Origin of the sequence: Rhodoferax saidenbachensis, from assembly GCF_031457975.1 — a bacterium.
Taxonomy (GTDB): Bacteria; Pseudomonadota; Gammaproteobacteria; order Burkholderiales; family Burkholderiaceae_C; genus Allorhodoferax; species Allorhodoferax saidenbachensis_A.
On sequence record NZ_JAVDXO010000008.1, the window covers coordinates 12,721 to 39,420 of the forward strand.

Consider the following 26,700-nt stretch of genomic DNA (forward strand, 5'->3'; position numbering starts at 1 on the left):
AAAAAGGGAGAGATGTGAGTACTATAAAAAACACACGCCTTCACATCAGCTACTGGGCCAACCAGGCTCGAACAAGTATGCCGGTAGCTTGGTTAGTGTTGAGCGTTTTGCTTGTTGGATGTGCGGTTGAAAAGAAGCCGGAGCCAGTCGTTGCGTCTAATCCGGCTCTGCTTCCATTTGTTCCGCGGCCTGCGTCAGTGTCCGCGACAGCAGTAACGAGCGTCCAGCCTTTGCCAAAGGCGGCCCCACTCAATGTTCTCTTTTTATATGTTGGCCCTGTGGGGGATGGCGGTTGGACTTTTTCGCATGAAAAAGCAAGAAAAGAATTGGTACGCGTGTTTGGGGACAAGATTCAAACAACCTATATTGAAAATGTCCCAGAGTCCGAGGTTGCATTGCGCGTAATTCGTGAAGGTGCCATACGAGGCAATACCTTGATTTTTGGTACCACCTTTGGGTACATGGAGCCCATGCTCAAAGCTGCTTCTCAGTTCAAAGGGGTGAAGTTTGAGCACGCCACTGGCTATAAGCTAGCCGAGAACATGAGCACCTACGATGGCCGCACCTACGAAGGTGCTTACTTGGCTGGTGTGATAGCCGGAAAGATGACCAAGACCGGCACGCTGGGTGTAGTGGCCTCCATCCCAATCCCTGAAGTGATCCGCAACATTAATGGCTTTACCCTGGGGGCTCAAAGCAGCAATCCCAAGGTCAGGACCAAGGTGGTGTGGGTGAATGAATGGTTCAATCCGCCGAAAGAGGCAGCGGCTGCCACAAACCTGATGGATGGCGGTGCTGACATCCTGTTCCAGAATACCGATTCACCAGCAGTACTCCAAACGGCGCAGGACAAAGGTAAGCGTGCCATCGGTTGGGATTCCGATATGACCGCCTACGGTCCCAAGGCCCACCTGGCATCCTCCGTCATTAACTGGGGGCCGTACTACATTAAGGCTACTAAAGATGTCTTGGATGGAACATGGACTATGGGGCAGCGCTGGTGGGGTGTGAAAGAGGGTGTGATCGACGTCGTCTCTATCGCCGATGATGTGCCGGCGGACGTCAAAGCGCGGGTCGATGCGGTCAAAGCAGGGTTGAGGAAGGGAAGTTTTTCAGTCTGGAAAGGCCCTATCTTGGACAATACCGGCAGAGAGATGTTGAAGAAGGGAGAGGTGGGTAATGACCTGTTTCTTGCTGGGATGAACTTCTACGTCAAGGGTGTGGAAGGCAAAGTGCCGGGCTCCAGGTAAGGCCATTTGCGGCAGATGTAGGTCCTTCCTAGATTTTTGATTGAAGAGGCAAAAACGTGATTGAGCACACCTTCTGGCATCCCGTGGCCTTAGTTAGCGAATTGACAGACCAACCGTTGGGCATGGAATTGCTGGGTGAAGCGCTGGTGCTGTGGCGCGATGCCGAAGGCCAGCCTCACGCCTGGGCCGACCGCTGTCCCCACCGCGGTGCCCAGTTGTCGCTGGGCCGGGTGTGCAACGGGCATTTGGAGTGCCCCTACCATGGTTGGCAATTTGACGCCCATGGGCAATGCACGCATGTGCCGGCCCTGCCTGGCTTCAAGGCACCGGCCACCCATGTCGCGCATACCCATGCGGCGCAAGAGGCTTACGGCTTGGTGTGGGTGTGCTTGCAGGCCGATGCGGTGGATGGCGTTGCCTTGCCCGTGTTTGCCGCAGAGACCGATGCCCAGTTGCGCAAGGTCAACTGCGGCCCCTACGACGTGGCCACCAGTGCGCCGCGCATCATCGAGAACTTTCTGGACATGGCCCATTTCGGTTTTGTGCACGACGGCTGGCTCGGCATGCGCGAGGCCACGGCCATCGACGATTACACGGTGGAACCCACTCCCACCGGGCTGCGCGCTACGCAGTGCAAGGCCTGGCAGCCGCAGAGCAATGTGCATTCCACTGCGCCCGCGCAGGTGGAGTACACCTACGAGGTGGTCGCGCCCTATACCGCGGTGCTGACCAAGGTGCCCGATGCCGCCAGCGTGGCCTTGCAGGGGTTTCGTGAATCGATCGCGCTTTTCATCTGCCCGTTGACGCCAGAGAGCAGCCGCGTCTGGTTTCGACTGGCCATGGCCGACTTCACTAGTCCCGACACCAAACTGCAAGATTTCCAGCACACCATCTTCATGCAGGACAAGCCGGTGCTGGAATCGCAGACCCCGAAGCGTCTGCCCCTGGACCTGCGGGCCGAACTGCACACGGCCGCGGACAAGGCATCGTCCGCCTACCGCCGCTACCTGAAACAACAGAACATTACTTTTGGAGTCTGCTAATGGCCTCTACGCACCCCACCATCAAACCCGTTGCGGCAGACCGCATGCCGGCCCTGCTACGCGCCATGCCCAAGGCCGAGCTGCATATGCACATCGAAGGCTCGCTCGAGCCCGAACTGATGTTTGCATTGGCAAAGCGCAACAAAGTGCCGCTGCGCTTTCCCAGCGAACAGGCGCTGCGCGACGCCTATGTGTTCAACAACCTGCAGGAGTTTTTGGACATTTACCACGAGGGCACCATGGTGCTGAAGACCGAGCAGGACTTCTACGACATGACCTGCGCCTACTTAGCACGTGCACAGGCCGACAACGTGTTGCACACCGAAATCTTCTTCGACACGCAGACGCACACCGGCCATGGCCTGAGCGCCGATGTCGTCATCAACGGCCTGTACCGCGCCTGCGCCGATGCGCCCGCCAAGTTCGGCATGACTGCCTCACTGATCCTGTGTTTTTTGCGGCACCTGAGCGAGGAAGAAGCCTTTGAATGCCTGGAGCAGGCGCTGCCACTGCGCGACAAGATTGTCGGCATTGGCCTGGCCAGCAGCGAAGTGGGCCACCCGCCCGAAAAATTTGCCAAGGTCTACGCACGCGCCCGGCAACTGGGCTTTCGCCTGGTGGCCCATGCGGGTGAGGAGGCACCGCCGGCCTATATCTGGAGCGCGCTCGATGTGCTCAAGGTCGAGCGTATCGACCACGGCGTGCAGGCCATCCACGACGCTGCCCTCATGCAGCGCCTGGCCCAGGACAAGATGCCGCTGACGGTGTGCCCGCTGTCCAATCTGAAGCTGCGCGTGTTCCCCACCCTGGCGCAGCACAACATCGGCACCATGCTGGATGCCGGCATTGTGGCCACCATCAACTCGGACGACCCGGCCTACTTTGGCGGCTACGTCAATGAAAACTACACCCAGACCTTTGCGGCACTAGGTTTGACCGCACAGCACGCCTACACGCTGGCACGCAACAGCTTTGAGGCCAGCTTCATCGATGCGTCATTGCGCCAGCAGTACCTGCAGAGGCTGGATGCGGTGTTCGAGACCTTCAGGTAGGCGCCTGGGTCTCCAGCAAGGCGGTCACGATCTGCCCCAGGCGGCGCAGGCCCTGTTCCACGTCATGCTGGTGCGGCCAGCCGCAGTTGATGCGCAGGTAGGAGTCAAAGCGCAGGCTGTTGGAAAACATCTGCCCCGGCGTCACCAGAATCTGCTGCGCCAGGGCAGCGTCGAACACGCGCCGGCTGGAGAGCTTCTGCGGCAGCTCCACCCAGAGCGACAGCCCGCCGTCGGGCACATTCAGGCGCGTGCCTTCGGGGAAGTAGCTGGCAATGGCTTGCGCCGTTTTTTCACGTTGCACATGCAGCGTGCTGCGCAGGCGGCGCAAATGGCGGTCGTAGGCGGGTGAGGCCATGTAGTCGGCCAAGGCCAGCTGCGACAACTCTTCGTTGCTGCGGGTCTGGGTGAACTTCAGCATTTCCACCCGCGCCTGCCAGCGGCCTGCCGCCATCCAGCCCACACGGGCACCAGGCGCCAGGATCTTGTGCAACGAGGCGCAATAGATCACGTTGCCCGTGGTGTCCCAGGATTTCATGGCGCGTAAGGGCGTGTCGCCGCGGGTACTTTCATTGACCAGCTCGCTATAGGTGTCGTCTTCAATCAGGGCAACGCCCTGGCGTTCGCAGAGCTGTACCAGGCCCTGTTTGTGCGCGTCCGGCATGATGCTGCCCAGCGGGTTTTGCAGGTGTGGGACGACTACGACGGCCTTGATGTTGTCGTAGGTCTGCATCGCCATTTCCAGCGCGTCCAGCGAGATGCCGGTTTGCGGGCTGGTCGGTATTTCCAGCGCCCGGAAGCCCAGCGCTTCCAGCACCTGTAGCAGGCCATAGAAAGTGGGCGATTCCACCGCAATGGTGTCGCCGGGCTGGGCCACGGCGCGCAGTGCCAGGTTTAGTGCCTCAATGCAGCCATTGGTGACCTGCACGTCGGCGGGTGACAAGGTAACGCCCAGACTCAGCGCGCGCTTGGCCAGCACCGCGCGAAACTCCGGATTGCCGCGCGGGGACGAGGCCGACACCAACAGCTGGGGGTGCGTGCGCAGCACTCGCATGGCCGCCAGTTTCAGGGCCTCGGCAGGGTAAAGCTCGGGCGCACAGCGCGCCACGGCCAGATTGGTCTTGACCATCTGCAGCCGGCCGCGTGCGATGAAGTCAGACACCCGGGCATGGATGCCAACGTACTGCGCCGGGTCGGGCGTGATGTCCATGCGTGGCTCGCTCACCATGGCCAGGGTATTGCGCAAGGGCTTGCGCACGAAGTAGCCCGAGCGTGGCCGCGCTTCCAGCCAGCCTTCGCCTTCCAACTGGCGGCTCAGCTGCATGGCGGTGGACAGGCTGACCTCGTGCTGGCGCATCAGGCTGCGCAGCGAGGGCATGCGGTCGCCTACGACCAGAGAACCGGCCTGGATGGCGCCGCGGTAGTGCGCGGCCAGGCGCTGGTAAATGGGTTCTGTCGCGGGTGGGCTGCGGTGCGCTGCGCTGGTGGTCAATGCGGTGTCCATGGCCGATGGTCCTTCATCCGGGGTGGAGAGAACAGATACAGATTTAGCAAAACCGTACCGTAACAGATGCCCGGTGAGGCCTCTGTTCTGCCCAAGACAATACACCGCTGTGCCTGTTGCGAACACGGCGGGATGCCTACGATTTCTCCCATGCCCGACGCCATCCGGCCGGGCCTTTACCGCAGCAAACAGGAGGTGTTGTATGTCAAGCGGCACAGGATCATTCCAAACCCGCCAGCTGAGCCTGGCCAAGGGGCAGTCCCTGTTCGACAAAATGCCGCGTGGCACGGTGATCCGGGTCGCTGTCGGCACGGTGGCCCGGGTGCAGCGTATCGCTCTGGACCAGAGTACGCTGGTCCAGCGCACGGTCATGGCACGCGGTGCGGTGCACTGTGTGCAGGTGTCGGGCTGGCTGGACCTCGTGGCCCAGTCAGATGCCGAGCTGGTGCTGCTGGTGCCTCAGCCGGTGTCCTGGCAGCCGCTATGGGGCGCGCTGGCCGCGTGCTTGGCTAAGATGCTGCCGCGTCGGGCAGGGCGTCCAACATCTGCCGGCCAACCGCTTGAAACGCAGGGTGGGGTGACTGCAGCAGTTGCTCGCCCACCAGCCGCTTGTAGCCCGGGGTAGCCGTTAGCGGCACCTTGCGCAACCAGTCCAGCGCTTCGTCCATCTGGCCGCGGGCGGCCAACAGGCTGGCGTAGTTGAACTGGCCGCGGAAGTCGCCGCCGCGCGCACCGCCCTCAAACCAGGTGAAGGCGGCCGCGGCATCCTGCGCTACCACGCGGCCATCTTCATAAAAGTAGCCGATCTTGGTCATGGATTTGGCGTGTCCCTGGGCCGCGGCTTTGCGGTACCACTGCAGGGCGGCTTCGGCATCTTGTTTCACGCCCTGGCCCGTGGCCAGCAGGTTGGCGTAGTTGTACATGCCTGCGTCCAGGCCCTTGGCCGCGGCCTGGCGGAACCAGTTCGCGGCAGCAAACATGTCCACCGCTGTGCCCCAGCCATTCTCAAAACAGCGCCCCGCCATGGTGATGCCCAGGGGGTGGCCCTGTGCCGCCGCCTTGAGAAACCAGGCTAGGCCATCCGCCGGGTTGCGTGCCAGCCCATGGCCATTCAGCAGCCACTGGCCCAGGATGGTCTGGGCATCGGCATGGCCCATGCGGGCGCAGTGCAGCATCCACTGTGCGGCGGCCCCCGGCTCTGCCGCGCTGGCAGCTTGCCAGTCAGCGGGCGTCAGCGCAGCCAGTGCCTCCGGGGTCTGGGGCAAGGGTGGCAGGGGGGAGGGGGCAACAGCAGGCGAGGACATGATAACTATTCAAATAAGAATTATTCTCAATTATGCCAAGCTTGCCACCCCCTTTTTCAGAGTTCGTCGATGGGCGTGACCGTGGCCGCGTTGGTGCCTCGGCAATGCAGAGCGGTGCCACCGCGCGCGAAGGGCGGGTGTGCAGGCCCACGTTTTCCAGCTCGCTCTGGTGGGCCGGCAGGCGCTCGCCGCAGCGGTGCATTTGTTCGGCCATGGCCTCGTCGGTCATGTGCACCACAAACTCCTTGGTGCGCACGATGTTGGCGGCCGTGTCTTTCAGGTGCCCGTCGTTCAGCCGGTTGATGCTGACCATCACGATGGGGGGGCTCCTCGCCCAGCGTGGTGATGAGCGCAATGGGCCGCGGCACGATGAGGCTGGCCATCAGCTTGTAGCGCTGGTATTCGGTGAGCTGGGTGAAGTCGATGTCCATGGACCCGTTGGAAAGCAAAACCTGCGCCACACCGCGCAGTCGCTCAGCGGTTAAAATACGCCCCGAGGCCCGCTGCTCCGGCGGGCTTTGTCTTTTGTGTTCGGAGCCATGTAGAGGACTACCATGTATAAAAACCTCGCAGCCACATCCGTGGACGCTTGCCGTTTTCTCGCCATTCCCTTTCGCTAGGGATTCATATATGGCGTACCAGATCAAAGAAATTTTTTACACCCTGCAGGGCGAAGGCTCGAATGCAGGCCGCCCCGCGGTGTTCTGCCGCTTTGCCGGTTGCAACCTGTGGACCGGCCGCGAGCAGGACCGCGCCAGCGCCGTCTGCCAGTTTTGCGACACCGACTTTGTGGGCACCGACGGCACGCTGGGCGGCAAGTTCAAGACCGCGCAGGCGCTGGCCGAGTGCATTGCCGCGCAGTGGCCCGACACCGATGCGGCCCACCGCTTTGTGGTGCTGACCGGCGGCGAGCCGCTGCTGCAGGTGGACGCTGCGCTGATCGACGCGCTGCACGCGCAGGGTTTTACGATTGCGGTGGAAACCAATGGCACCATCGCGGCGCCCGCGGGCATCGACTGGATCTGCGTGAGCCCCAAGGCCGGCTCCACCTGGGTGCAACGCAGCGGGCACGAGCTCAAGCTGGTCTGGCCCCAGCCCGGCATCACGCTGGCCGACTGCGAGGCGGCGGACTTTACCCACCGCTACCTGCAGCCCATGGACAACATCCTGCGGGCCGACAACACGCGGGCCTGCATTGCCCAGTGCCTGGCGCGCCCGCAGTGGCGCCTGTCCCTGCAAACCCACAAGATCACAGGCATCCGATGACCCAAGCGCCATCCATCCCCATTCCGCGCCGCTGCGAGGTGAGCCAGAAGTTTTTCTTCGACGCCGCCCACACCCTCAAGCGCACGCTGGACGACGCGGAGGAGGTCGCCGGCAGCCGCCGCATCCACGGCCACACCTACCATGCCGAAGTCACCGTGGCTGGCAATGCCGACGAAGACACCGGCATGGTGATGGACCTGGCCCACCTGCGCCATGCCATTGCGGTGCTGCGCCCCCGCCTGGACCACCATTTGCTGGACGAAGTGGAAGGCCTGGGCCCGCCCACGCTGGAAAACCTGGCCGCCTTCATCTGGCGCGCCATGGCGGCGGAGTTCACCGGCCTGTGGCAGGTGCGCGTCTGGCGCGAGGGCATTGGCGACAGCTGCACCCTGCGGGCCTGACCGCGTACTATGCTTGCCCGCATGAAAGCCTATCGCACCTCCCTTTTGTGGTTTGCTCCCGATGTACCGGGGCAGGCCCGTTTTGAAACCGATGGCCTGCTCGTCGTCGGCCCCAATGCCCAAGGCACCCAGGTGGTGCAAGCCATCGGTGCCTACAGCGCCATTGCCCCGCAGTACCCGCAGGTGGCCGTGCAGCACTTCCCGGGCCGCATCATCGCGCCGGGCTTTATCGACCTGCACATCCACTACCCGCAGACCAACGTCATCGGCTCGCCCGCGCCCGGCCTGCTGCCTTGGCTGGAAAACTACACCTTTCCAGAAGAAAAACGCTTTGTAGCCCCCGAATACAGTGCGCAAGCAGCTACTTTTTTTATAGCAGAGCTGTTGCGCAACGGTGTCACCACCGCGCTCACCTTCGCCACCTCGCACCCTGAATCGGTCAACGCGCTGTTTGCCGAAGCCCAGGCTCAACGCCTGCGCCTGATCACCGGCCTGTGCCTGATGGACCGCCACGCACCTGCCGATTTGTTGAACCAGGGGCAGGGCAGCGTGAGCGGCACTGAGCAAAGCCTGCGCGACACCGAGGCGCTTATCCAGCGCTGGCACGGCGTGGGCCGCCTGGGCTACGCCATCACCCCGCGCTTTGCCCCCACCAGTACCGAGGCCCAGCTGCGCGGCGCGGGCGAGCTGGCCCAGCAATATGGTGACGTGTGGATCCAGAGCCACGTAGCCGAGAACAAGGACGAAATCACCTGGGCACGCGAGTTGTTCCCGGCGTCCCGCAGCTACCTGGCCACCTACGACGACTTTGGCCTGATGCGCGACCGCGCCATCTACGCCCACTGCGTCCACTTTGACGACGACGACCGCGCGCTGATGCGCGACACCGGCGCGGCCGCGGCCGTCAGCCCCACCAGCAACCTGTTTCTGGGCAGCGGCTTTTTTGACTACGAAGGTGCCAACCGCGTGGGCTACCACTACGGCCTGGCCAGTGACGTGGGCGGTGGCACCAGCTTCAGCCCCTTCCACACCATGCTGGCCGCCTACTACGTGGGCCGCGAAGGGCAAACCAAACCCGGCCTCTCGCTCTTGCCCCAGCACCTGTGGTGGCAGCACACGGCGGGCGCCGCGGCGGCCTTGGGGCTGGGTGGCGTGGTGGGCAACCTGTTGCCCGGCTGCGAGGCTGACTTCGTCGTCATCAACCCCCAGGCCACGCCGTTGTTGGCCCGCAAGACGGCGCTGGCCTCCAATTTGGACGAGCTGCTGTTCTCCCTGATCGTGCTGGGCGACGACCGGCTGATAGAGCAGACCGTCATTTCTCAAGCCCTGTGAGACGCGAGCCCATCCCAAGGAACCCATGATCGCGACAGAAGACGTCACTCCGCTGACACGGCTGCAAATTATTTTGGTGATCGTGGCGCTGGCCTGTGGTGGCTTCGCCATCGGCACCGGCGAGTTCGCCATCATGGGCCTGCTGCCCGATGTGGCCAGTACCTTTGCCGTCACCACCCCGCAGGCCGGCTACGTCATCAGTGCTTATGCCCTGGGCGTGGTGGTGGGCGCACCACTCATTGCCATTGCTGGCGCCAAGTCCTCGCGCCGCACGCTGCTGCTGATCCTCATGGCGGTCTTCACCCTTGGCAACCTTGCCAGCGCGCTGGCGCCGGGTTTTCTGAGCTTCATCGTGCTGCGCTTTCTCTCGGGCCTGCCGCACGGGGCCTACTTTGGGGTGTCCGCGCTGGTCGCTGCGTCGCTGGTCCCATTGGACATGCGCGCCCGCACGGTTGGCTACGTGATGCTGGGGCTGACCGGCGCAACATTGGCCGGTACGCCGGTCATGGCGCTCTTTGGCCAGTACCTCAGCTGGCGTGTCATGTTCCTCTCGGTTGGATTGATCAGCGCGCTCACGGTAACGCTCATCTGGATCTACCTGCCACGCGACAAGCCCGCCGAGGGCGCCAGCGTGGTGCGAGAACTGGTGGCGTTCACCCACCCGCAGGTGTTGCTGACACTCACATTGGCCGCCACCGGCTTTGGCGGCATGTTCTCCATCTTCTCCTACATCGCCAGCACGGCCACCGAGGTGGCGCACATGCCGGCGGGAATGATTCCCGTGATCATGGTGCTGTTCGGCATCGGCATGAACGTGGGCAATGTGGTGGGCTCCAAGCTGGCGGACATCGCGCTGATGGGAACGATAGGCGGCATGCTGGTTTTCAACATCGTGGTGATGACGCTTTTCAGCCTCACCGCCGCCTCTCCCTGGATGCTGTGCACGTCGGTGTTCCTGATTGGGTGCACCTTTGCAGCGGGCCCGGCCGTTCAGACGCGGTTGATGGATGTGGCGTCCGACGGCCAGACGCTGGCGGCCGCGTCCATGCACTCGGCCTTCAATATTGCCAACGCCCTGGGCGCCTGGCTGGGCGGTCTGGCCATTGCACTGGGCTACGGCTATGCCGCTACGGGCTATGTCGGCGCCTTCCTGTCGTTCATTGGCCTCTTCGTATTTGCGGCGTCGGTCTGGCTGGAGCGACGTGGCAGCTCCAGGCGCAGCACAGCGGGCTTGGTGTCCCTTCGGCAGGAATGATAGGCTTGGGGACATGAAAAATCTTCCCCTGCTCCACTGGCATTCGATGTTCATGGGGGTGGCGCTGCTGGCGTCAGGCCGCTCCAAGGACGCACGCAAGCGCAATGGCGCCTGCATCGTTAGCCCAGACAACAAGATTTCCGGCGTGGGTTACAACGGCCTGCCGCGCGGCTGCGACGACAATGATGAGCAGTATTGGCAGGACGACGACACCGACCCGCTGAACTCGCGCCATAGCTACATCGTCCATGCGGAGCAAAACGCGATCCTCAACTGCACCACGCTGCCGCTACACGGTTCGACCATCTACGCCACCCAGTACCCCTGCCCCAAGTGCGTGCAGTCCATCATCCAGGTCGGCATCAAGCGCGTGGTCTATCTGGACAAAAAGACGCACCAGGAGCGCATCAACGGGGCGTCCGAAAAAATGCTGGCCGATGCCGGCGTCGAGATCGCCTCCCTGCAGGAGCTGCACCCCGAGTCCGCCGACTGGTCAGGCGAACTGGCCCAGTTCATAGAAAACTCGACGGATAAAAAAACCACATCGTGACATTGCCCAAGGCTTGTGGGCCTAACCAGACTAGTTTGCGGTCACTTACAAAACGCCTTCAGACAAGCAGCGGTCAATAGACTTCCTTTTCTCCTACAACACGTCGGCCGTTTGGCTGATGGCGGCGGCGAGGCCGGCTCCATAGGATTCAGTCAGGTTCTAGACCTCGCACTGTGAATAGGAGCTCAGCATGGCAGCCACTGAAACCTCTACCGGTTTTTCGCCTACCTCTGTGGAGGGCAGCTTGGCGCATTCCTGTCGGTATTGGCCCTGCGAACTCCTGTCGGCGTTCATCCTGCAAATGGCGGCCAAGGGGCAGTGCGTGAATGAATCCATGATGCTGGGCAGCCGCGCATACGCGGTGAACAAGCTTGCCAATGCCCAAACCCTGAACGACGACGGTCTGCGCGAACTGGCTGTGCGTATGGAAACCTATTTTGACGATGAGCCCTGCCACGCCGTGGCTGCGCTGGTTGCGGCATCACAGCACCACTGAGCGCGGACCGTTTGCCTGCACTGCAGTACAGTGGCGCAGACGTTGGCGCATCTGCCAGCACCCCCTTGCGCTCTATAGGACGAGATCAGTATGAAATGGGAAGGTAACCGCCAATCGGACAACGTGGAGGATCGCCGCGACGGTGGTTCGGGTGGTGGTTTTAGCGGCGGCGGCCTGGGTGGCTTGCTAGGCGGGCTGCTGGGTAGCAAGTTGGGCGTGGGCACCATCGTTGTGGCCCTCTTGGGCGGCTGGGCGCTGGGTATCAACCCGCTCACCATCCTGGGCATGCTCAGTGGCGAGGGTGGCCCCGCACCCATGGTGCAGCAAGCCCCCGCCAAGCGCCCGCCGGCGGACGACCGCATGGCCAAGTTTGTTTCCACCGTGCTGGCCGATACCGAGGACGTGTGGACCGATGTGTTCAAAAAAGGCGGGGCCGACTACCAAAAGCCCAAGCTGGTGCTGTTCCGCGGCGCCACGTCCACTGCCTGCGGCCAGGGCCAGAGCGCCATGGGCCCGTTTTACTGCCCGGCGGACCAGAAGGTCTATATCGACCTGGGCTTTTACGAGACCCTGCAAAAGCAGCTGGGTGCGCCCGGCGACTTCGCCCAGGCCTATGTGATCGCCCATGAGGTGGGCCACCATGTGCAAAACCTGCTGGGCATCAGTGAAAAGGTGCAGCAGGCGCGCAGCCGCGCCAGCGCGGCCGAGTCCAACGCCCTGAGCGTGCGCCTGGAGCTGCAGGCCGACTGCCTGGCCGGCGTTTGGGCCCACCACGCCGACAACGCCCGTCAGCTGCTGGAAAAAGGCGATGTGGAAGAGGCCATGAATGCCGCCGCCAAGATTGGCGACGACGCCCTGCAGCGCGGCAGCGGCCACGCCGTGGTACCCGAGAGCTTCACCCATGGCAGCAGTGCCCAGCGCCAGCGCTGGTTTGACAAGGGCCTGAAAACCGGCACCGTCAAGGCCTGCGACACCTTCTCCAAAGGCGCAATCTGAGAGAGCCTTCGGGGCTGACCCTCCAGAAATTGCCGTTTCACGGGAGTGGGGGATAATACGGGGTTGCCCCCGGCGTCGGGGCGCAATCAGCTATCGGATGGATAGCACCCTTTATGGCTATGCCTGACCGACTTGACTACTGAACTGACTCCCACCCCCGCACCGTCCAACGAGCTGACGGCGGACACCCCCATCATGGCGTTTGCCCAGCTGCAGCTGGCCGCCCCCATTGCCCGTGCCGTGGCCGAAATGGGCTACGAAACCATGACGCCCATCCAGGCGCAGGCCATTCCCGTGGTGCTGACCGGCCAGGACGTCATGGGCGCTGCCCAGACCGGTACCGGCAAAACCGCCGCTTTCGCGCTGCCCCTGCTGCAGCGCATGATGAAGCACGAAAACCCCTCCACATCCCCCGCCCGCCACCCTGTGCGCGCGCTGGTGCTGCTGCCCACGCGTGAGCTGGCCGACCAGGTGGCTCAGCAGGTCAAGCTGTACGCCAAGTACACCAACCTGCGCAGCGCCGTGGTGTTTGGCGGCATGGACATGAAGCCCCAGACCCTGGAGCTCAAAAAAGGTGTGGAAGTGCTGGTAGCCACCCCCGGCCGCCTGCTGGACCACATCGAAGCCAAAAACGCCGTGCTCAACCAGGTCGAGTACGTGGTGCTGGACGAAGCCGACCGCATGCTGGACATCGGCTTTTTGCCAGACCTGCAGCGCATCCTGAGCTACCTGCCCAAGCAGCGCACCACGCTCTTGTTCAGCGCCACCTTCTCGCCTGAGATCAAGCGCCTGGCCAACAGCTACCTGCAAAACCCCGTCACCATCGAAGTGGCCCGCTCCAACGCCACGGCGTCTACGGTCGAGCAGCACTTCTACAGCGTGGGCGAAGACAACAAGCGCCACGCGCTGCACCAGATCCTGAAGACCCGCGGCATGAAGCAGGCCTTTGTGTTTGTGAACAGCAAGCTGGGCTGCGCCCGCCTGGCCCGTTCGCTGGAGCGCGAAGGCCTGAAGACCGCTGCCCTGCACGGCGACAAAAGCCAGGACGAGCGCCTGAAAGCGCTGGAATCCTTCAAAAAGGGCGAAGTGGACTTGCTGGTGTGTACCGATGTGGCCGCCCGCGGCCTGGACATCAAGGACGTGCCTGCGGTGTTCAACTTCGACATCCCCTTCAACGCCGAAGACTATGTGCACCGCATTGGCCGCACCGGCCGCGCCGGTGCCTCCGGCCTGGCCGTGACCTTTGTGGGCGGCGGCAACGACGCCCGCCTGCTGGCCGACATCGAGAAGCTGATCAAAACCAAGATCGAGCTCGAAGCGGTGGAGTTTGAAGAAGACCAGCCCGACATTCGCAAGCAAGGCCGCATCAACGATGGCCGCCGCATGTACCACGAAGACGGCAGTGCAGTGAGCGACAACGGCCGCAGCGCTGGTCGCGGCGAGGGCCGTGCCCCGCGTGACGATGGCGACCGTGTGCGCGTGCCCCGCGCCCCGCGCAACGACTACAACCGCCCGGTGCAAGTCTCGCGCGATCCGTTTTTTGACAAGCCCTACGAGCCTACCGCGGCTGCGCCCGAGGCTGCACCATCGTGGGAAGCCACGGCACGCACCACCACACGCAGCATCTCGGCCAACATCAAGCCCAAACGCAAGGTGGCGGCGCTGTTCAAGGCAAATTAAGCCTCATTCCCCCGGCTTTTGCGATTGTTCGCAGTGCACCTGCAGCAGCTCGGTACGCCAGGGGGCGCCCGCCGCCACGCCAGGCTCCACGCGCAGCGCACTCAGACAGCCACCCCACACACAGCCCGTGTCCAGCGCCAGCACATCGGGCCGGCCCAGCCAGCCCAGCGTAGACCAGTGGCCAAACGCCACGGTCACGTGGGCCGTTTGGCGCCCGGGTGCCTCGTACCAGGGCAGGTAGCCAGCGGGCGCCTGGTCGGCCGCACCGGAGGTGGCGAACTCCATGGCGCCTTCGGGCGTGCAAAAGCGCATGCGCGTCAGCGCGTTCACGATCACGCGCAGCCGCTCTATGCCCGCCAGGTCATCGCTCCACTGCGCCGGCGCATTGCCATACATGGCCTGGAAGAAGGCGCCCACGTCGTCCGAGCGCAGCACGGCCTCCACCTCTGCCGCCAGTGCTATGGTTTTGGTAGCTGTCCACGCAGGTAATACGCCGGCGTGCACCATTAAAAGGTCTGAACCACCGACGCGCTCCAGCATCGCCATGCGCTGTTGGCGCAACCAGTCCAGCAGGGCGGGGCGGTCAGGGGCGGCCAGCAAGTCGTCCAGCGTGTCGTGGCGGCCGGGCTTGCGCACGCCATGGGCCACGGCCAGCAAATGCAGGTCGTGGTTGCCCAGCAGGCAGCGGGCCGATGCGCCGTAGCCCACCAGCCGACGCAGCACCGCGGCCGAGTCGGGCCCGCGGTTCACCAGATCGCCCAGCAGGTACAACGTGTCGCGGCTGGGGGAGAAGTCGATCAGTTGGGTGAGCTGGTGCAGGGCTGCGTCGCAGCCCTGCACATCACCAATAAGGTACATTGCCATGGTCTCGATTCTCGCTTGGGTTCCATGGATTTTTTGCTGATCATTGTTCTGACCTTGTTGAATGGCGCTTTCGCCATGTCAGAGCTGGCGCTCACCGCCAGCCGCAAAGTGCGGCTGCACACCATGGCCGATGCCGGCGACAAGGGCGCCAAGGCTGCCCTGACGCTGATGGACAACCCCACCCAGTTCCTCTCGTCCGTGCAGGTGGGCATCACGTCCATCGGCATGCTCAACGGCATCGTGGGCGAGGCCGCTTTCAGCGATGGCGTGGCACGCTGGCTGGACGCCACGCTGCCCATCTCGCACCGCGCAGCGGAGATCTCGGCCACCGCGCTGGTGGTCACCATCATCACCTTTGTCACCATTTTGTTTGGTGAGCTGGTGCCCAAGCGCATTGGCCAGCTCTACCCCGAGACCGTGGCGCGCATCATGTCGCGCCCCATGACCTGGGTGGCCACCGGAGCCAAGCCCTTTGTGCGCCTGCTCTCCATGTGCACCCACGGCATGCTCAAGCTGCTGCGCATCGACACCACCGACACCCGCGCCGTGACCGAGGCCGAAATCTCCGCCAGCCTGGAAGAGGGCGTGGACGCCGGCATCATCGAAGAACACGAACACCAGATGGTGCGCAACGTGTTCCATCTGGACGACCGCCTGCTCACTTCCATGATGCTGCCGCGTACCGACATGGCCTGGCTGGAAGCCAGCCACACCGTGGCCCAGAGCCTGGCGCAGGTGGGGGCCAATGCCATGCACGGCGGCCACTCGTGGTACCCGGTGTGCCGCGAATCGTTGGACAACGTGGTCGGCATCATCAGCGTGGCGCGGTTGCTGGCGCTCAGCGCCCACGACGGTCCGATCGAGGCCGTGGTGGAGCCCGCTGTGTTTGTACCTGAGACGCTGAGTGGCATGGAGCTGATCGAGCAGTTTCGCGTCAAGTCGGCGCGCATGGTGTTTGTGGTGGACGAATACGGCGTGGTGCAGGGCCTGATCACCCCGCACGACCTGCTGGAAGCCATTACCGGCGAGCTGCAGCCCGACGCGCAAACCGAGGCCTGGGCCACGCTGCAGGACGACGGCACCTGGGTGCTGGACGGCCTGATGCCCGTGGGCGAGCTGAAAGCCCGGCTAGAGATTGACGACGAGCTGCCCGACGAAGAGCGTGGCCGCTACAACACGCTGGCGGGTTTGCTCATGGCCGTGTCGGGCAACCTGCCCGCGCAGGGCGAGCGAATCATCTGCGCGCAGTGGGCGTTTGAGGTGCTGCTGCTGGAAGGCCGCCGTATCGACAAGGTGCTGGCCCGCCGCACCTTGGGCGAGCCCTGAGCTACATGCGCCCGGTGAGCTTGTAGGCCACCAGGCCCAGCAGTTCGTGCAGCGCCAACTGCCAGTTCACTGCGCCGCTTGCCATCGAAAATTCCAGCCAGTCGCTGCTGTCGCCAGTGCGAAAGTCCACCGGGTAGGCCGTCACATTCCAGCCCGCTTTGGTAAACGTGGCCATGGAGCGCGGCATGTGCCAGGCCGAGGTGACCAACAGCCAGCGCTGCATGGGGTCTACGCCCGGCAGCTGCGCGGTCAGCACCGCGTTTTCATAGGTGTTGCGGGAGACCGATTCGTACTGCACCTGCGGCCCGCTCACGCCCATACTGTCGAAGAACATCTTGGCGCGCTCGGCCTCGGTCTGGCCAACGCCCATCAGTGATCCTTCGCCACCGGTGTACAGCAAGCGCAGCTTGGGGTTGCTGCGCAGCGCCGCCACGGGTGCCGTCATGCGCTCGGCCGCGTCGTTGAACATGGGCTGCACATGCGCCATCTGCGTGCGGCCCGACTCAGTAGCCCCACCCAGTACCACCATGCCAGCGTAGCCACTCAGGTCGGCCTGCGGCGCCAGCTCGGGGTATTGGGCCTCTAGCCGGCGAATGATCAGCTCGGGCAGCGGCTGCCAAGCCGTCAGCACCATCAGCACCAGTGCCAGGCCCAGCAGGCGCTTGCCTGTGCGTGGGCGGCGCTTCAGCACCAGCAGGCTCAGCACCATCAATACGAGCACCCACAGCAGCGGCTGGGACAACAGACCAAGAAGTTTGGAAGCAATGAACATGTAGAAAGGAGATGGGGAGGGTTATTTGGTGTCGTCTGGCATGGGGCGTGCTTGCTGCATGGCGCCCTCTACCGATTGTTTGACCTGCTGCTGAATCTGCTGGCTTTGCTGCTGCGGGGTGGCGCCTGGCGTGGCCCCGGGCACCACGGCGGTGGTGCCGCCCAACTGCTTCTTGGCCAACACGCCGACGATGGCCAAGACGACCAGCAAACTGACGATTCCAAAGAGTGCGCGCATGGGTGTCCTTCAGGGGTGGGGCGGCGAGCGGGGCCTCATTTTGACCGATGGTCAGCCGCACCGTGGCAAGATGGGCGCTATTTTGAAATGTGTGGGAGAACCATGGCGCGCATTCTTGTCGTTGACGACGACGCAGACCTGCTGAAGTCCCTGTCCATGCGCCTGCGCTACGAGGGGCACGACGTGACCTCGGCCGACGGCGGCCCCATGGCGCTCGCCAAGCTCGACCTCGAAGTGCCCCACATGGTCATCACCGACCTGCGCATGCCCGAGATGGACGGCCTGCAGCTGTTCGAAGCCATCCACCGCCGCTTCCCGCTCATGCCTGTGGTCATCCTCACGGCCAATGGCACCATCCCCGACGCCGTGCGCGCCATGCAAAAAGGCGTGTTCGGCTACATCACCAAGCCGTTTGAAGGCGCCGCGCTGATGCGCGAGGTGGACCGCGCCTTGGCCATCTCCAGCGCGCTGGGCGCCGACATGCCGGGCGATGGCCCGGGCGAAAGCTGGCGCGAGGCCATCATCACCCGCAGTCCGCGCATGGAGAAGCTACTGGCCGAAGCCCGCCGCATGGCGCAGAGCGATGCCTCGGTGCTCATCCACGGCGAGAGCGGCACTGGCAAAGAGTTGCTGGCCCGCGCCGTGCACGCCTCCAGCACGCGGGCGGACGAAGCCTTTGTGGCCGTGAACTGCGGCGCCATCCCCGAGAACCTGGTGGAGGCCGAGCTGTTTGGCCATGTGAAGGGCGCGTTTACCGGCGCCGTGCGCGACAACCCCGGCATGTTCACCAGCGCCCACAAGGGCACCATTTTTCTGGACGAAATTGCCGACCTGCCGCTGGCCATGCAGGTCAAGCTGCTGCGCGTGCTGCAAGAGCGCGAGGTGCGCCCCGTGGGCGCCAGCAAGCCGCACAAAGTGGACGTACGCGTCATCTCCGCATCGCACCGCACGCTGGAGGCCGAGGTGGCCGCCGGCACCTTCCGTGAAGACCTGTACTACCGCCTCAACGTCGTCGGCCTCACCCTGCCGCCGCTGGCCGACAGGCGAGAAGACATCCCGCTACTGGCTAACTACTTTTTGCAAAGCCTGGCGCTGCGCTACGCCAAGCCCGTCAACACCTTTGCGCCCGGAGGGCTGGAGCAGCTCAGCGTGGCGGCCTGGCCCGGCAATGTGCGGCAGCTGCAAAACGTGGTGGAAAAGTGCGTGGTGATGAGCACCGGCGCCGTCATCCCCGCCACGCTGGTGCAAAGCGCCATTAGCACCCAGGGGCCCGAGCTGCTCTCGCTGGACGAGGCGCGCAAAGAGTTTGAGCGCGACTACCTCACCAGCCTGCTCAAGATCACCAACGGCAACGTTGCCCAGGCCGCCAAGCTGGCCCAGCGCAACCGCACCGACTTTTATGCGCTCATGGCCCGCCACCAGCTGGAACCCGCGCAGTTCAAAAACTGAGCCTGCGGGCCGGCCCAAACTGTCGGCAAACGCCGACACCCTAAGTTGTTGATTTCATTGGGGTTTTGTTTTTGGGCGCAGGGCCGTGTCGGTGTTTGCCGACAAACCGCCACCCCTGTTTTGCGCTAAGTGGTTGATTTCATTGAAGAAAAGTTTTGGCACGCTTCGTGGATAGTAGTGCGGGTCTTATTCAACACGTACCCCAAGGTAAACACCATGAACTCCGAACAAATCAACCTCGTCCAGGCCTCCTTCGAAGACGTGCGCCCCATCGCCGCCACCGCGGCCGAGCTGTTTTACGACCGCCTCTTTACGCTGGACCCCTCGCTTAAGCAATTGTTCAAGGGCGACATGCCCAACCAGGGCCGCATGCTCATGTCCATGATCGGCTCGGCCGTGCACGGCCTGAAGGACCTGGACAACCTGGCCCCCGTTCTGCGCAGCCTGGGCGCCCGCCACGTGGGCTATGGCGTGCGCGAAGAACACTATGTGACCGTGGGCACCGCCCTGCTGTGGACGCTGAGCGCCGGCCTGGGCGAGAAGTTCACCCCCGAAGTGCGCGAAGCCTGGACCGCCGCCTACGGCCTGCTGGCCGATGTGATGCAGTTTGGCGCGCTGGAAGCGGAGCGCATCAAGCGGCATCAGGAGCAGGATGCGGCTACTGTTTGAGGCGGTAGTGCATCTGTCCGGCTTGCTTGGTCGTTTCGCAGATGATCAATACAGAGGATTTGAACAGCTGGCGCAAACCTAATTAATTCCTGCACATCAATCCATTCCACCTCCCTAACTTCCCCCTGAGGTTGGGGATGCCCACTCCATTGAGCTTCGAAACAGAGGAGTTCGACTTCTCCCGGTTCTCCGTAGGCTGGCCCTTGCACGGTATAGAGATAGCGCACGGTAGTGGGATCCGCGTGAATACCCAGCTCTTCCAGCAATTCGCGTTGGAGTGCAACTTCTGGTTGTTCCTCTGGTTCAATTTTTCCACCAGGTAAGTACCAGTGCATATTCCCACGCACACGTACCAACAACAACTTCTCATCTTGTACTGCGACCAGGCAGGCACAACGTATTGGTTTCATATAGTTGTTCCGAAAGCTGAATGTGAAGTGGCCTTAGTTAGGATATGCGGAGTATTGATCCGCTACTGCCCACCACTTCTCTGATTCTTTCACGAAGAAAAAGAGATCACGTCCGCCCATATGGATAGTTTGTCCGTTCATGTCGAATGACATGTCGAAGTCATAGGCGACAACGGCAGAGTCACCGTAAACATGAACGACGGGATCAATCTCTGTCCAGTGGTGAATGCGGGTCGATGTAGCGAAGCCTTTCCAACCTGCGATACAGGCTGCACCACCGTTTAGGCGATTGCGCTCGGTCGCAGTGATTGCAACCATGTTCCGGTGGAAATACATTGCTAGGTCATCCGGATTGCCCTTTGTCCAAGCATCGTTCAGCGCTCGCAATGTGGTCCACACTTCCTGTTGAGCTGGGCTGTTGAAAGACATTTGAGGAGTGTTCATAAGGTTTTCTTGGAGGTTCAGTGGAGTTGAAGTAGTGTTTGGAAGCTCTCGCCCGTGAGTGTTTCACGCAACTTTGAAACCAAGTCTGGTGCGTCGACAAATGGGTGCTCTCGGTACAAGGTGGTATTGGTGTCGTCGATCAAGGTGTCAAATGTCTTGCGCCCCTCGATTGAAATGTCCTTTACGCGAATGACATGTGTTCTGGCAAACACGAGTTTTGATGGATCCACAATTCCATCCCGCACAAAAGCCCGGGTCTTTCGCGCACAACGGCAAGGGTTGAGCGGATTTACCAAACCACACCGATCCTGCATGAAAGCGCTCAATTCCTGCCGCGCGCGTGACAACAACTGGCGGAAGTTGTCTTTGCTGATTTCCAACACTTGGCTGCCTACGGTGTCGCTGATCTCGAAAATCTCACCCAAGAGGAATATCAAGCGTTGCCGACGATCCAGACAGAGAAGCATTCCCATCAAGCAACTGAGTTTGGCCTCTTCTACAAGGAGGTTGCGCTCGGGCGCAGAACCATACTCAACGCCTAGATCTTCATCGACTGCGCGGGCCAAATAGTCGGCATAACAGTTGAACCCTTGCACGGCCACTTCTGGGGCGCTGCGCTTTCGATCAAGAATAAGATTGAAGGCAATCCGATAGGCCCAGGTGCTGAAAGCGCTGTGCCCCCGAAATGTTGATAGATGGGTGATGATTTTTAGCAGACTCTCTTGTGTGGCTTCTTCGGCATCTTGAGGCTGCTGGAGCATGCGCAACGCTACGTTGTAAAGCCAGTCTTGATGGCGACGCAGCAAAATATTCAGTGATTGCGTATCGCCCGACAGTGAGAGTTCTACCAGGTGTTCATCCGTGTGCATGAAATGGGCATCGTCTGAAATAGGCAAGCGTGATGGTGGATTTCTGCGGTACATGCCAATTTAGACGGTTCAGAGATAGGCACTGTGACAGTTTTGGCGAAAAAACTGAGAGCACCGTCAAAGCACATCGAGTTGAAAAAAGCCCCTAGCCATAACAGCTAGGGGCTTTCAAATTTTGGTGCCGGAGAGATGAATCGAACACCCGACCTTCTCATTACGAATGAGCTGCTCTACCGACTGAGCTACACCGGCAACTAAGCCCGCAATTATAGCGGGCTGCCTCTCACCGTCAGGCCGCTTCCGAGTGGTAGCGGGTGGCGCGTTCCACCTCGTTTTTCGATCCCAGGAACACGGCGACGCGCTGGTGCAGCTTGGTGGGTTGGATGTCCAGAATGCGTTGCTTGCCATCGGTGGCTGCGCCGCCAGCTTGCTCGATCAACCAGCCCATGGGGTTGGCTTCGTACATCAGGCGCAGCTTGCCTGGCTTCTCGGGTTCGCGCTTGTCCCAGGGGTACATGAAGACGCCGCCGCGGGTCAGGATGCGGTGCACATCGGCCACCATGCTGGCAATCCAGCGCATGTTGAAGTCTTTGCTGCGCGGGCCATCTTTGCCCTGCAGGCATTCGTCGATGTAGCGCTTCACGGGCTCGTCCCAGTGGCGCATATTGCTCATGTTGACGGCGAACTCTTGCGTGTCCTCGGGCACGCGCACGTTCTCTTGCGTCAGCACAAACGAGCCTTGCTCGCGGTCCAGCGTGAACATGGCCACGCCTTCGCCCAGCGTCAGCACCAGCGTGGTTTGCGGGCCATACAGGCAGTAGCCCGCGGCCACTTGCTGGGTGCCGGGTTGCAAAAAGTCTTGCTCGCTCACGGCGGGGCCTTCGGGCGACTTGAGCAGCACGCTGAAGATGGTGCCGATGCTGACGTTCACGTCGATGTTGCTGGAGCCGTCCAGCGGGTCAAACATCAGCAGGTATTCGCCTTGCGGGTAGCGGTTGGGCACCACGTAGATGCCTTCCATTTCCTCGCTGGCCATGGCGGCCAGGTGGCCACCCCATTCGTTGGCTTCGATCAGCACTTCGTTGGCAATGATGTCCAGCTTCTTCTGGATTTCGCCCTGCACGTTTTCGCTCTCGGCTGTGCCCAGCACGCCGCCCAGGGCGCCCTTGGTCACGGCCAGGCTGATGCTTTTGCAGGCGCGGGCCACCACCTCCAGCAGCAGGCGCAGCTGCGGCGGAATGGCACCCTGGCCGGCCAACTGGCCTTCGTGGCCGCGCTGCTTCTCGATCAGGTAGCGCGTGAGCGATATACGTTGTGTCATGGAATGGTCCCTAAGTTAAAAATCAGTCGGCTTGTTCGCGTTCGGTCAGTTCGTCCAGCCGGGCTTGTGCGTCTTCCAGCAGGTCTTCGTCGCCGCTGGCGCGGGCGATGGCTACGCGTTGTTCAAGCAAGTCGCGGGCCCGTGCCGCATCGCCTGCCTCATGCGCCAGCACGCCTTGTTGAAACAGCGTGTCCAGAACGATGTCGTTGTCTTGCAAGGCCTGGCCCAGCGCCAGGCGCTGCTGCAGGTAGGCCTGTGCCTGGGCGTGGTCGCCCAGTTCGTAGGCGTTTTGCGCCAGGTTGTTGATGACGCCAGACAGGCGCTCATCGGTGGCTGTGCCAAAGGCGCTCTGCGCATCGGCCAGCAGCTGTTGGTTGTGGGCCAGGGCTTCAGCGTAGCGCTCGGCCTCGTGCAGGGCGTAGCCAATCTCTTCGCGGATGCCCAGCTTCTGGTCCAGGCTAAGCGTGGCGCTGGCGTGCGCAGACCATTCGGCGGCCTGCTGCAGGTGGGTTATGGCCGCATCGTATTCCTCGGCCTGCACGGCCGATTTGCCGATGGCGTAGTGCTGCTCGTAGCGGTCGGTGGGGGTCAGGCCACCACGCGACTCGCGGATGGCCAGCGCGCGCAGGCCCAGGGGCAGGCCCTCAGAGTCCCACTGGCGCTTGGCAAACACCACAAACTGCAACCACAGCAGGTCGGCCATCTCCGCAGACTCCGCGCCCACCTTCTCCGCCAGCGGCAGCAGCGCTTCCAGGTCTTCCGACATGGCCGAGCCGCTGAACATGGCGTCGGCGTCGTACACCGTGTCGCGCAGCGGGTTAAACCGCCGCGCAAACTTGTCTGCAGGGGATGCGAAACCGAAGAGGGCCATGGCCGTGTGCGGTACGTTTAGTCGGCCAGCGCGCGGTCTACCACCTCGCGCACATCGTTGCTGAGGTCGACCTTGGCGGCCACGCGCACCAGCGCTTCGCGCGCGGCGCTGCGGTAGGGCTCGGCCAGCTTCTTCCAGCGGTCCAGCGCGCGGGCCAGGCGGGCAGCCACCTGGGGGTTGATGCCGTCCAGCTCCATCACGCGGTCGGCCCAGAACACGTAGCCTGCGGCGTCCGCCCTGTGGAAGCCACCGGGGTTGGCGCTGCAGTAGCTGAAGATGACGCTGCGCGCGCGGTTGGGGTTGCGCAGGTTGAAGTCTGGGTGGGCCATGAGCTGGCGCACGGCGGGCAGCACCTGGCCGCCGCGGTCGCTCGTTCCCGCTTGCAGGGCAAACCATTTGTCCAGCACCAGCGCCTCGTCTTTGAACAACGCGTGGAAACGGGCCAGGGCCTGGGCCGCCAGCGCATGGCCGCTGCCCACCAGGGCGGCGAGGGCGTTGAAGCGGTCGGTCATGTTGCCCGCGTCCTTGAAGCGCTGCAGCGTTTTGCCGGGCCACACGGTGTCACCGCTCTGCACGGCGGCCAGGTTCAAGAAGGTGAGCGCCAGGCCGGCCAGCGCGCGGCGGCCGCTGGATACGGGGTCGGGCTCGTAGGCACCGTTGTACTGGTGGGCATCAAACGCCCATTCCCAGTCGGCCTGCAGGGCCGTGGCCAGCTGCAGGCGCATGGCTTCGCGCACCGCGTGGATGCGCTGTGGGTCCACCACGTCCAGTTGCTCGGCGATGTAGGTCTCGCTGGGCAGGGTCAGCACCAGTTCCTTGAACGCGGCGTCCAGCGTGGGGTGACGCAGCACGGCGCGCATGGCGTCGATGTATGCATCATTTAAGGGTGTAGCCCCCGTGGAATATGCGCCAGCAGCTATGCAATTGATAGCGCTACGCAGCGCCAAGCGCTGGCCGGCTTCCCAGCGGTTGAACGGGTCAGGGTCGTTGGCCAGCAGGGTGAGCAGCTGGGCGTCGGTGTAGTCAAAGTCCAGCACCACGGGGGCCGAGAAGCCGCGCAGGATGGAGGGCACGGGCTCTTCGGTCACGTTGTTGAAGGTCAGGCTTTGCGCGGCCTCGGTCATCACAAACAGCTGGGTGTCGGTGTGGCTGGTGGCACCCACCAGGCCCAAGCTGACCGGGATGACAAAAGGCTCTTTGGCCACCTGGCCCGGCGTGGGCGCGCAGCTTTGGGTGAAGTGCAGGGTGTAGGTCTGCGCCGCTGCGTCGTATTCGCCGCGGGCGGCCAGGCGGGGTGTGCCGGCTTGGCTGTACCAGCGTTTGAACTGTGGCAGCAGTTTGGCCAACGCCGAATCTGGGTTGGCGTCGGCAATGCTTTGCGCGAAGTCGTCACACGTCACGGCTTGGCCGTCAAAGCGCTCGAAGTACAGCGTCATGCCCTTGGCAAAGCCGACGCGGCTGGTCAGGGTCTGCATCATGCGAACCACCTCCGCACCCTTCTCGTAGATGGTGACGGTGTAGAAGTTGTTGATCTCGATGTAGCTGTCGGGCCGCACCGGGTGGGCCATGGGGCCCGCGTCTTCGGGGAACTGGGCGGTGCGCAGCACGCGCACGTCTTCAATGCGCTTGACGGCACGGGCCGATGGCTCGGCGCACAGGTCCTGGCTGAATTCCTGGTCGCGGAACACGGTCAGGCCTTCTTTCAAGGAGAGCTGGAACCAGTCGCGGCAGGTGATGCGGTTGCCGGTCCAGTTGTGGAAGTACTCGTGGCCCACCACGCTCTCGATGTTGCTGTAGTCCACATCGGTGGCGGTGGCCTGGTTGGCCAACACGTACTTGGTGTTGAAAATGTTCAGGCCCTTGTTCTCCATGGCGCCCATGTTGAAGTCGCTGGTGGCGACGATCATGAAGCGCTCCAGGTCCAGCGGCAGGCCGAAGCGAGCTTCGTCCCAGGCCACGCTGGCCATCAGGCTGTTCATGGCGTGTTCGGTTTTGTCCAGATCGCCGGGGCGCACGTACACCTGCAGCAAATGCTCTTTGCCTGCTCGGCTGGTGATGCGCTGCTCGCGCGCCACCAGCTGGCCCGCCACCAGCGCAAACAGGTAGGAGGGCTTCTTGTGCGGGTCCACCCACTTGGCGAAGTGGCGGCCATCTTCCAGCGTGCCGTGCTCCACCAGGTTGCCGTTGGAGAGCAGCACGGGGTACTTGGCCTTGTCAGCACGCAGGGTCACCGTGTACATGGCCATCACGTCGGGACGGTCCAGGAAGTAGGTGATGCGGCGGAAGCCCTCGGCCTCGCACTGCGTGAAGAACGACTCGTTGCTGACGTACAAGCCCATGAGCTTGGTGTTCTTCACGGGCGCGCAGGTGGTGAAGATTTCCAGCGCAAAGGGCTCGTGGCCTTCGGGCAGGTTTTCCAGCACCAGCTGGTTGTTTTCCATCTTGAAGCTGGTGCCTTGGCCGTTCACCAGCACGCGGGCCAGGTTCAGCTCTTCGCCGTCCAGGCGCAGGGGGCCAGCTTCCACATCCGGGTTGCGGCGCAGCGTCATCTTGTTGAGCACGCGCGTCTTGGCGGGGTCCAGGTCAAAACTCAGATCGACGGTGTCGATCCAGTAGGCGGGGGCGGTGTAGTCGCCGCGGTGGATCACCGCAGCTGGGCCCGAGGCCTCACGAAGTTGCAACATGGTGTGTCTCCAGAAATTGGGATGTGATCAAAGCGTGGTAATCGGGTACCACGGCCAGCACGTGCGGGCCGCGGAGTTCTTCGGGCGCGTGGCTGCTGGCAATGCCCACGGCGCGCATGCCGGCGCGGCGTGCGGCTTCGATGCCCAGCGGCGCGTCTTCAAACACGATGCAGCGCGCGGGCTCCACGCCCATGCGGCGCGCGGCTTCCAGAAAGATGGCAGGGTCGGGTTTGCCGGGCAGGCCCTCGTCGCCACCCACGGTGGTGAGCGGGGCGATGGGCATTTGCAGGTTGGCGTAGGCAAAGGCCTGATTGCGGCGGTCGCCCGCCGTGCCCACGCCGAGCTTGAGGCCGCGCGCATGGGCCTGCTGAAAGAAGGCCTTGAAGCCTGCCACCTCGGCAAAGATGGGCGCAAAGATCTCACGGTACACGGCTTCTTTCTCGTGCACATGGGCCATGGCCTCGGCCGCGTCCATATCGGGGCGGCCAAACAGATCGCGCATGCACTCCAGGCCCGTGCGGCCGGTGGTACGGCGCATCAGGTCGGCAATGTCCACGTCCAGGCCCTGGCGCTGGGCAAACACCGCCCAGCTCTCCTGGTGCGAGGGCATGGAGTCGATCATGGTGCCGTCCATGTCGAAGATCAAAGCGTCCAGCAT

27 protein-coding genes, 1 tRNA gene and 1 pseudogene are annotated in these 26,700 nt (G+C 62.8%); 14 read left to right on the top strand and 15 right to left on the bottom strand.

Annotation, left to right across the window (positions count from 1 at the left end; genetic code table 11):
* Positions 1-77 precede the first annotated feature (77 nt).
* Genes J2X15_RS15685 through J2X15_RS15695 form a run of 3 tightly spaced genes read left to right on the top strand, consistent with a single transcriptional unit; the run spans position 78 to position 3,345 of the window.
* Positions 78-1,250, top strand: a complete 1,173-nt coding sequence (locus J2X15_RS15685) for a BMP family ABC transporter substrate-binding protein (RefSeq protein WP_310344415.1) — start codon at positions 78-80, stop codon at positions 1,248-1,250.
* A gap of 56 nt (positions 1,251-1,306) precedes the next feature.
* Positions 1,307-2,293: an aromatic ring-hydroxylating dioxygenase subunit alpha gene (locus tag J2X15_RS15690; protein WP_310344417.1), complete on the top strand. Its 987-nt coding sequence runs from the start codon at positions 1,307-1,309 to the stop codon at positions 2,291-2,293.
* Positions 2,293-3,345 (top strand): adenosine deaminase, encoded by a 1,053-nt coding sequence (locus J2X15_RS15695; RefSeq protein WP_310344419.1) that lies wholly within the window; start codon positions 2,293-2,295, stop codon positions 3,343-3,345. Before J2X15_RS15690 ends, J2X15_RS15695 begins: the two co-directional genes overlap by 1 nt.
* On the opposite strand, the gene J2X15_RS15700 is transcribed toward J2X15_RS15695, so the two are convergent.
* From J2X15_RS15700 to J2X15_RS15715, 4 genes and pseudogenes are all read right to left on the bottom strand, one after another.
* Complete coding sequence (locus J2X15_RS15700) at positions 3,338-4,846, bottom strand: aminotransferase-like domain-containing protein (protein ID WP_310344421.1); 1,509 nt, start codon at positions 4,844-4,846, stop codon at positions 3,338-3,340. The genes J2X15_RS15695 and J2X15_RS15700 overlap by 8 nt on opposite strands.
* Before the next feature lie 220 nt (positions 4,847-5,066).
* The gene (locus J2X15_RS15705) at positions 5,067-5,237 is read right to left on the bottom strand and encodes a hypothetical protein (protein WP_310344423.1); all 171 of its coding nucleotides are present in this window, start codon (positions 5,235-5,237) and stop codon (positions 5,067-5,069) included.
* A gap of 118 nt (positions 5,238-5,355) precedes the next feature.
* On the bottom strand, positions 5,356-6,150 hold the full coding sequence (locus tag J2X15_RS15710; RefSeq protein WP_310344424.1) for a tetratricopeptide repeat protein: 795 nt from the start codon (positions 6,148-6,150) through the stop codon (positions 5,356-5,358).
* A gap of 91 nt (positions 6,151-6,241) precedes the next feature.
* Positions 6,242-6,581 (bottom strand): annotated as a pseudogene (locus tag J2X15_RS15715) (flavin reductase family protein); the annotation flags it as partial.
* 199 nt (positions 6,582-6,780) lie between these two features.
* On the opposite strand from J2X15_RS15715, the gene queE reads away from it, so the two are divergent.
* The 8 genes from queE (at position 6,781) to J2X15_RS15755 (ending at position 14,126) form a co-directional block, all read left to right on the top strand.
* Positions 6,781-7,416 carry a 7-carboxy-7-deazaguanine synthase gene (gene queE, locus J2X15_RS15720; RefSeq protein ID WP_310344426.1) on the top strand — a complete coding sequence of 212 codons (636 nt, stop codon included), beginning with the start codon at positions 6,781-6,783 and terminating at the stop codon, positions 7,414-7,416.
* Positions 7,413-7,817, top strand: coding sequence for a 6-carboxytetrahydropterin synthase (locus J2X15_RS15725; RefSeq protein WP_310344428.1), 405 nt, complete (start codon positions 7,413-7,415; stop codon positions 7,815-7,817). Before queE ends, J2X15_RS15725 begins: the two co-directional genes overlap by 4 nt.
* A gap of 21 nt (positions 7,818-7,838) precedes the next feature.
* Entirely contained in the window at positions 7,839-9,149 is a 1,311-nt protein-coding gene (gene guaD, locus J2X15_RS15730) for a guanine deaminase (protein ID WP_310344430.1), read from the top strand.
* A 25-nt stretch (positions 9,150-9,174) separates the two neighbouring features.
* A complete protein-coding gene (locus tag J2X15_RS15735) occupies positions 9,175-10,404 on the top strand; it encodes an MFS transporter (RefSeq protein WP_310344431.1) in 1,230 nt (409 codons plus the stop codon).
* A gap of 13 nt (positions 10,405-10,417) precedes the next feature.
* Positions 10,418-10,954, top strand: coding sequence for a deoxycytidylate deaminase (locus tag J2X15_RS15740; protein WP_310344433.1), 537 nt, complete (start codon positions 10,418-10,420; stop codon positions 10,952-10,954).
* A gap of 190 nt (positions 10,955-11,144) precedes the next feature.
* Positions 11,145-11,450: a hypothetical protein gene (locus J2X15_RS15745; protein ID WP_310344435.1), complete on the top strand. Its 306-nt coding sequence runs from the start codon at positions 11,145-11,147 to the stop codon at positions 11,448-11,450.
* A gap of 90 nt (positions 11,451-11,540) precedes the next feature.
* On the top strand, positions 11,541-12,446 hold the full coding sequence (gene ypfJ, locus J2X15_RS15750; protein WP_310344437.1) for a KPN_02809 family neutral zinc metallopeptidase: 906 nt from the start codon (positions 11,541-11,543) through the stop codon (positions 12,444-12,446).
* A gap of 195 nt (positions 12,447-12,641) precedes the next feature.
* Positions 12,642-14,126, top strand: a complete 1,485-nt coding sequence (locus tag J2X15_RS15755; RefSeq protein WP_310344821.1) for a DEAD/DEAH box helicase — start codon at positions 12,642-12,644, stop codon at positions 14,124-14,126.
* Positions 14,127-14,129: 3 nt separating this feature from the next.
* Here J2X15_RS15755 and J2X15_RS15760 read toward each other — a convergent pair whose 3' ends face one another.
* The gene (locus J2X15_RS15760; RefSeq protein WP_310344438.1) at positions 14,130-14,990 is read right to left on the bottom strand and encodes a symmetrical bis(5'-nucleosyl)-tetraphosphatase; all 861 of its coding nucleotides are present in this window, start codon (positions 14,988-14,990) and stop codon (positions 14,130-14,132) included.
* Between the two features lie 24 nt (positions 14,991-15,014).
* On the opposite strand from J2X15_RS15760, the gene J2X15_RS15765 reads away from it, so the two are divergent.
* Complete coding sequence (locus tag J2X15_RS15765) at positions 15,015-16,316, top strand: hemolysin family protein (RefSeq protein WP_310344440.1); 1,302 nt, start codon at positions 15,015-15,017, stop codon at positions 16,314-16,316.
* A 1-nt stretch (position 16,317) separates the two neighbouring features.
* On the opposite strand, the gene J2X15_RS15770 is transcribed toward J2X15_RS15765, so the two are convergent.
* On the bottom strand, positions 16,318-17,088 hold the full coding sequence (locus J2X15_RS15770; protein WP_310344442.1) for a YdcF family protein: 771 nt from the start codon (positions 17,086-17,088) through the stop codon (positions 16,318-16,320).
* Between the two features lie 21 nt (positions 17,089-17,109).
* Positions 17,110-17,325: a hypothetical protein gene (locus tag J2X15_RS15775; RefSeq protein ID WP_310344444.1), complete on the bottom strand. Its 216-nt coding sequence runs from the start codon at positions 17,323-17,325 to the stop codon at positions 17,110-17,112.
* A gap of 102 nt (positions 17,326-17,427) precedes the next feature.
* On the opposite strand from J2X15_RS15775, the gene J2X15_RS15780 reads away from it, so the two are divergent.
* Both J2X15_RS15780 and J2X15_RS15785 read left to right on the top strand, forming a co-directional pair.
* A complete protein-coding gene (locus J2X15_RS15780; protein WP_310344446.1) occupies positions 17,428-18,774 on the top strand; it encodes a sigma 54-interacting transcriptional regulator in 1,347 nt (448 codons plus the stop codon).
* Positions 18,775-18,990: 216 nt separating this feature from the next.
* On the top strand, positions 18,991-19,443 hold the full coding sequence (locus tag J2X15_RS15785; RefSeq protein WP_310344447.1) for a globin family protein: 453 nt from the start codon (positions 18,991-18,993) through the stop codon (positions 19,441-19,443).
* On the opposite strand, the gene J2X15_RS15790 is transcribed toward J2X15_RS15785, so the two are convergent.
* The 8 genes from J2X15_RS15790 to J2X15_RS15825 form a co-directional block, all read right to left on the bottom strand.
* Entirely contained in the window at positions 19,416-19,853 is a 438-nt protein-coding gene (locus J2X15_RS15790) for an NUDIX hydrolase (RefSeq protein WP_310344448.1), read from the bottom strand. The genes J2X15_RS15785 and J2X15_RS15790 overlap by 28 nt on opposite strands.
* Positions 19,854-19,886: 33 nt before the next feature.
* Positions 19,887-20,297 (bottom strand): YybH family protein, encoded by a 411-nt coding sequence (locus J2X15_RS15795; RefSeq protein WP_310344451.1) that lies wholly within the window; start codon positions 20,295-20,297, stop codon positions 19,887-19,889.
* A gap of 17 nt (positions 20,298-20,314) precedes the next feature.
* A complete protein-coding gene (locus J2X15_RS15800; protein ID WP_310344454.1) occupies positions 20,315-21,220 on the bottom strand; it encodes an RNA polymerase sigma factor in 906 nt (301 codons plus the stop codon).
* A gap of 122 nt (positions 21,221-21,342) precedes the next feature.
* Positions 21,343-21,418: transfer RNA gene (locus J2X15_RS15805), tRNA-Thr, on the bottom strand.
* A gap of 37 nt (positions 21,419-21,455) precedes the next feature.
* The gene (locus J2X15_RS15810; RefSeq protein WP_310344456.1) at positions 21,456-22,487 is read right to left on the bottom strand and encodes a class 1 fructose-bisphosphatase; all 1,032 of its coding nucleotides are present in this window, start codon (positions 22,485-22,487) and stop codon (positions 21,456-21,458) included.
* A 22-nt stretch (positions 22,488-22,509) separates the two neighbouring features.
* Positions 22,510-23,358 (bottom strand): tetratricopeptide repeat protein, encoded by an 849-nt coding sequence (locus J2X15_RS15815; protein WP_310344457.1) that lies wholly within the window; start codon positions 23,356-23,358, stop codon positions 22,510-22,512.
* A 17-nt stretch (positions 23,359-23,375) separates the two neighbouring features.
* Positions 23,376-26,042 carry an aminopeptidase N gene (pepN, locus tag J2X15_RS15820; RefSeq protein ID WP_310344460.1) on the bottom strand — a complete coding sequence of 889 codons (2,667 nt, stop codon included), beginning with the start codon at positions 26,040-26,042 and terminating at the stop codon, positions 23,376-23,378.
* Positions 26,026-26,700 carry an HAD family hydrolase gene (locus tag J2X15_RS15825; protein WP_310344462.1) on the bottom strand — a complete coding sequence of 225 codons (675 nt, stop codon included), beginning with the start codon at positions 26,698-26,700 and terminating at the stop codon, positions 26,026-26,028. The genes pepN and J2X15_RS15825 overlap by 17 nt, the downstream gene beginning before the upstream one ends.

Coding starts and splice junctions, on each gene's coding strand:
- J2X15_RS15725 (WP_310344428.1), top strand. CDS start 7,413: ATGACCCAAGCGCCATCCATCCCCATTCCGCGCCGCTGCGAGGTGAGC.
- J2X15_RS15735 (WP_310344431.1), top strand. CDS start 9,175: ATGATCGCGACAGAAGACGTCACTCCGCTGACACGGCTGCAAATTATT.
- J2X15_RS15685 (WP_310344415.1), top strand. CDS start 78: ATGCCGGTAGCTTGGTTAGTGTTGAGCGTTTTGCTTGTTGGATGTGCG.
- pepN (WP_310344460.1), bottom strand. CDS start 26,042: ATGTTGCAACTTCGTGAGGCCTCGGGCCCAGCTGCGGTGATCCACCGC.
- J2X15_RS15800 (WP_310344454.1), bottom strand. CDS start 21,220: ATGTACCGCAGAAATCCACCATCACGCTTGCCTATTTCAGACGATGCC.
- J2X15_RS15695 (WP_310344419.1), top strand. CDS start 2,293: ATGGCCTCTACGCACCCCACCATCAAACCCGTTGCGGCAGACCGCATG.
- J2X15_RS15745 (WP_310344435.1), top strand. CDS start 11,145: ATGGCAGCCACTGAAACCTCTACCGGTTTTTCGCCTACCTCTGTGGAG.
- J2X15_RS15785 (WP_310344447.1), top strand. CDS start 18,991: ATGAACTCCGAACAAATCAACCTCGTCCAGGCCTCCTTCGAAGACGTG.
- ypfJ (WP_310344437.1), top strand. CDS start 11,541: ATGAAATGGGAAGGTAACCGCCAATCGGACAACGTGGAGGATCGCCGC.
- J2X15_RS15780 (WP_310344446.1), top strand. CDS start 17,428: ATGGCGCGCATTCTTGTCGTTGACGACGACGCAGACCTGCTGAAGTCC.
- J2X15_RS15760 (WP_310344438.1), bottom strand. CDS start 14,990: ATGGCAATGTACCTTATTGGTGATGTGCAGGGCTGCGACGCAGCCCTG.
- queE (WP_310344426.1), top strand. CDS start 6,781: ATGGCGTACCAGATCAAAGAAATTTTTTACACCCTGCAGGGCGAAGGC.
- J2X15_RS15700 (WP_310344421.1), bottom strand. CDS start 4,846: ATGGACACCGCATTGACCACCAGCGCAGCGCACCGCAGCCCACCCGCG.
- J2X15_RS15710 (WP_310344424.1), bottom strand. CDS start 6,150: ATGTCCTCGCCTGCTGTTGCCCCCTCCCCCCTGCCACCCTTGCCCCAG.
- J2X15_RS15770 (WP_310344442.1), bottom strand. CDS start 17,088: ATGTTCATTGCTTCCAAACTTCTTGGTCTGTTGTCCCAGCCGCTGCTG.
- J2X15_RS15790 (WP_310344448.1), bottom strand. CDS start 19,853: ATGAAACCAATACGTTGTGCCTGCCTGGTCGCAGTACAAGATGAGAAG.
- J2X15_RS15740 (WP_310344433.1), top strand. CDS start 10,418: ATGAAAAATCTTCCCCTGCTCCACTGGCATTCGATGTTCATGGGGGTG.
- J2X15_RS15795 (WP_310344451.1), bottom strand. CDS start 20,297: ATGAACACTCCTCAAATGTCTTTCAACAGCCCAGCTCAACAGGAAGTG.
- J2X15_RS15755 (WP_310344821.1), top strand. CDS start 12,642: ATGGCGTTTGCCCAGCTGCAGCTGGCCGCCCCCATTGCCCGTGCCGTG.
- J2X15_RS15775 (WP_310344444.1), bottom strand. CDS start 17,325: ATGCGCGCACTCTTTGGAATCGTCAGTTTGCTGGTCGTCTTGGCCATC.
- J2X15_RS15765 (WP_310344440.1), top strand. CDS start 15,015: ATGGATTTTTTGCTGATCATTGTTCTGACCTTGTTGAATGGCGCTTTC.
- J2X15_RS15815 (WP_310344457.1), bottom strand. CDS start 23,358: ATGGCCCTCTTCGGTTTCGCATCCCCTGCAGACAAGTTTGCGCGGCGG.
- J2X15_RS15825 (WP_310344462.1), bottom strand. CDS start 26,700: ATGCTGGACGCTTTGATCTTCGACATGGACGGCACCATGATCGACTCC.
- guaD (WP_310344430.1), top strand. CDS start 7,839: ATGAAAGCCTATCGCACCTCCCTTTTGTGGTTTGCTCCCGATGTACCG.
- J2X15_RS15810 (WP_310344456.1), bottom strand. CDS start 22,487: ATGACACAACGTATATCGCTCACGCGCTACCTGATCGAGAAGCAGCGC.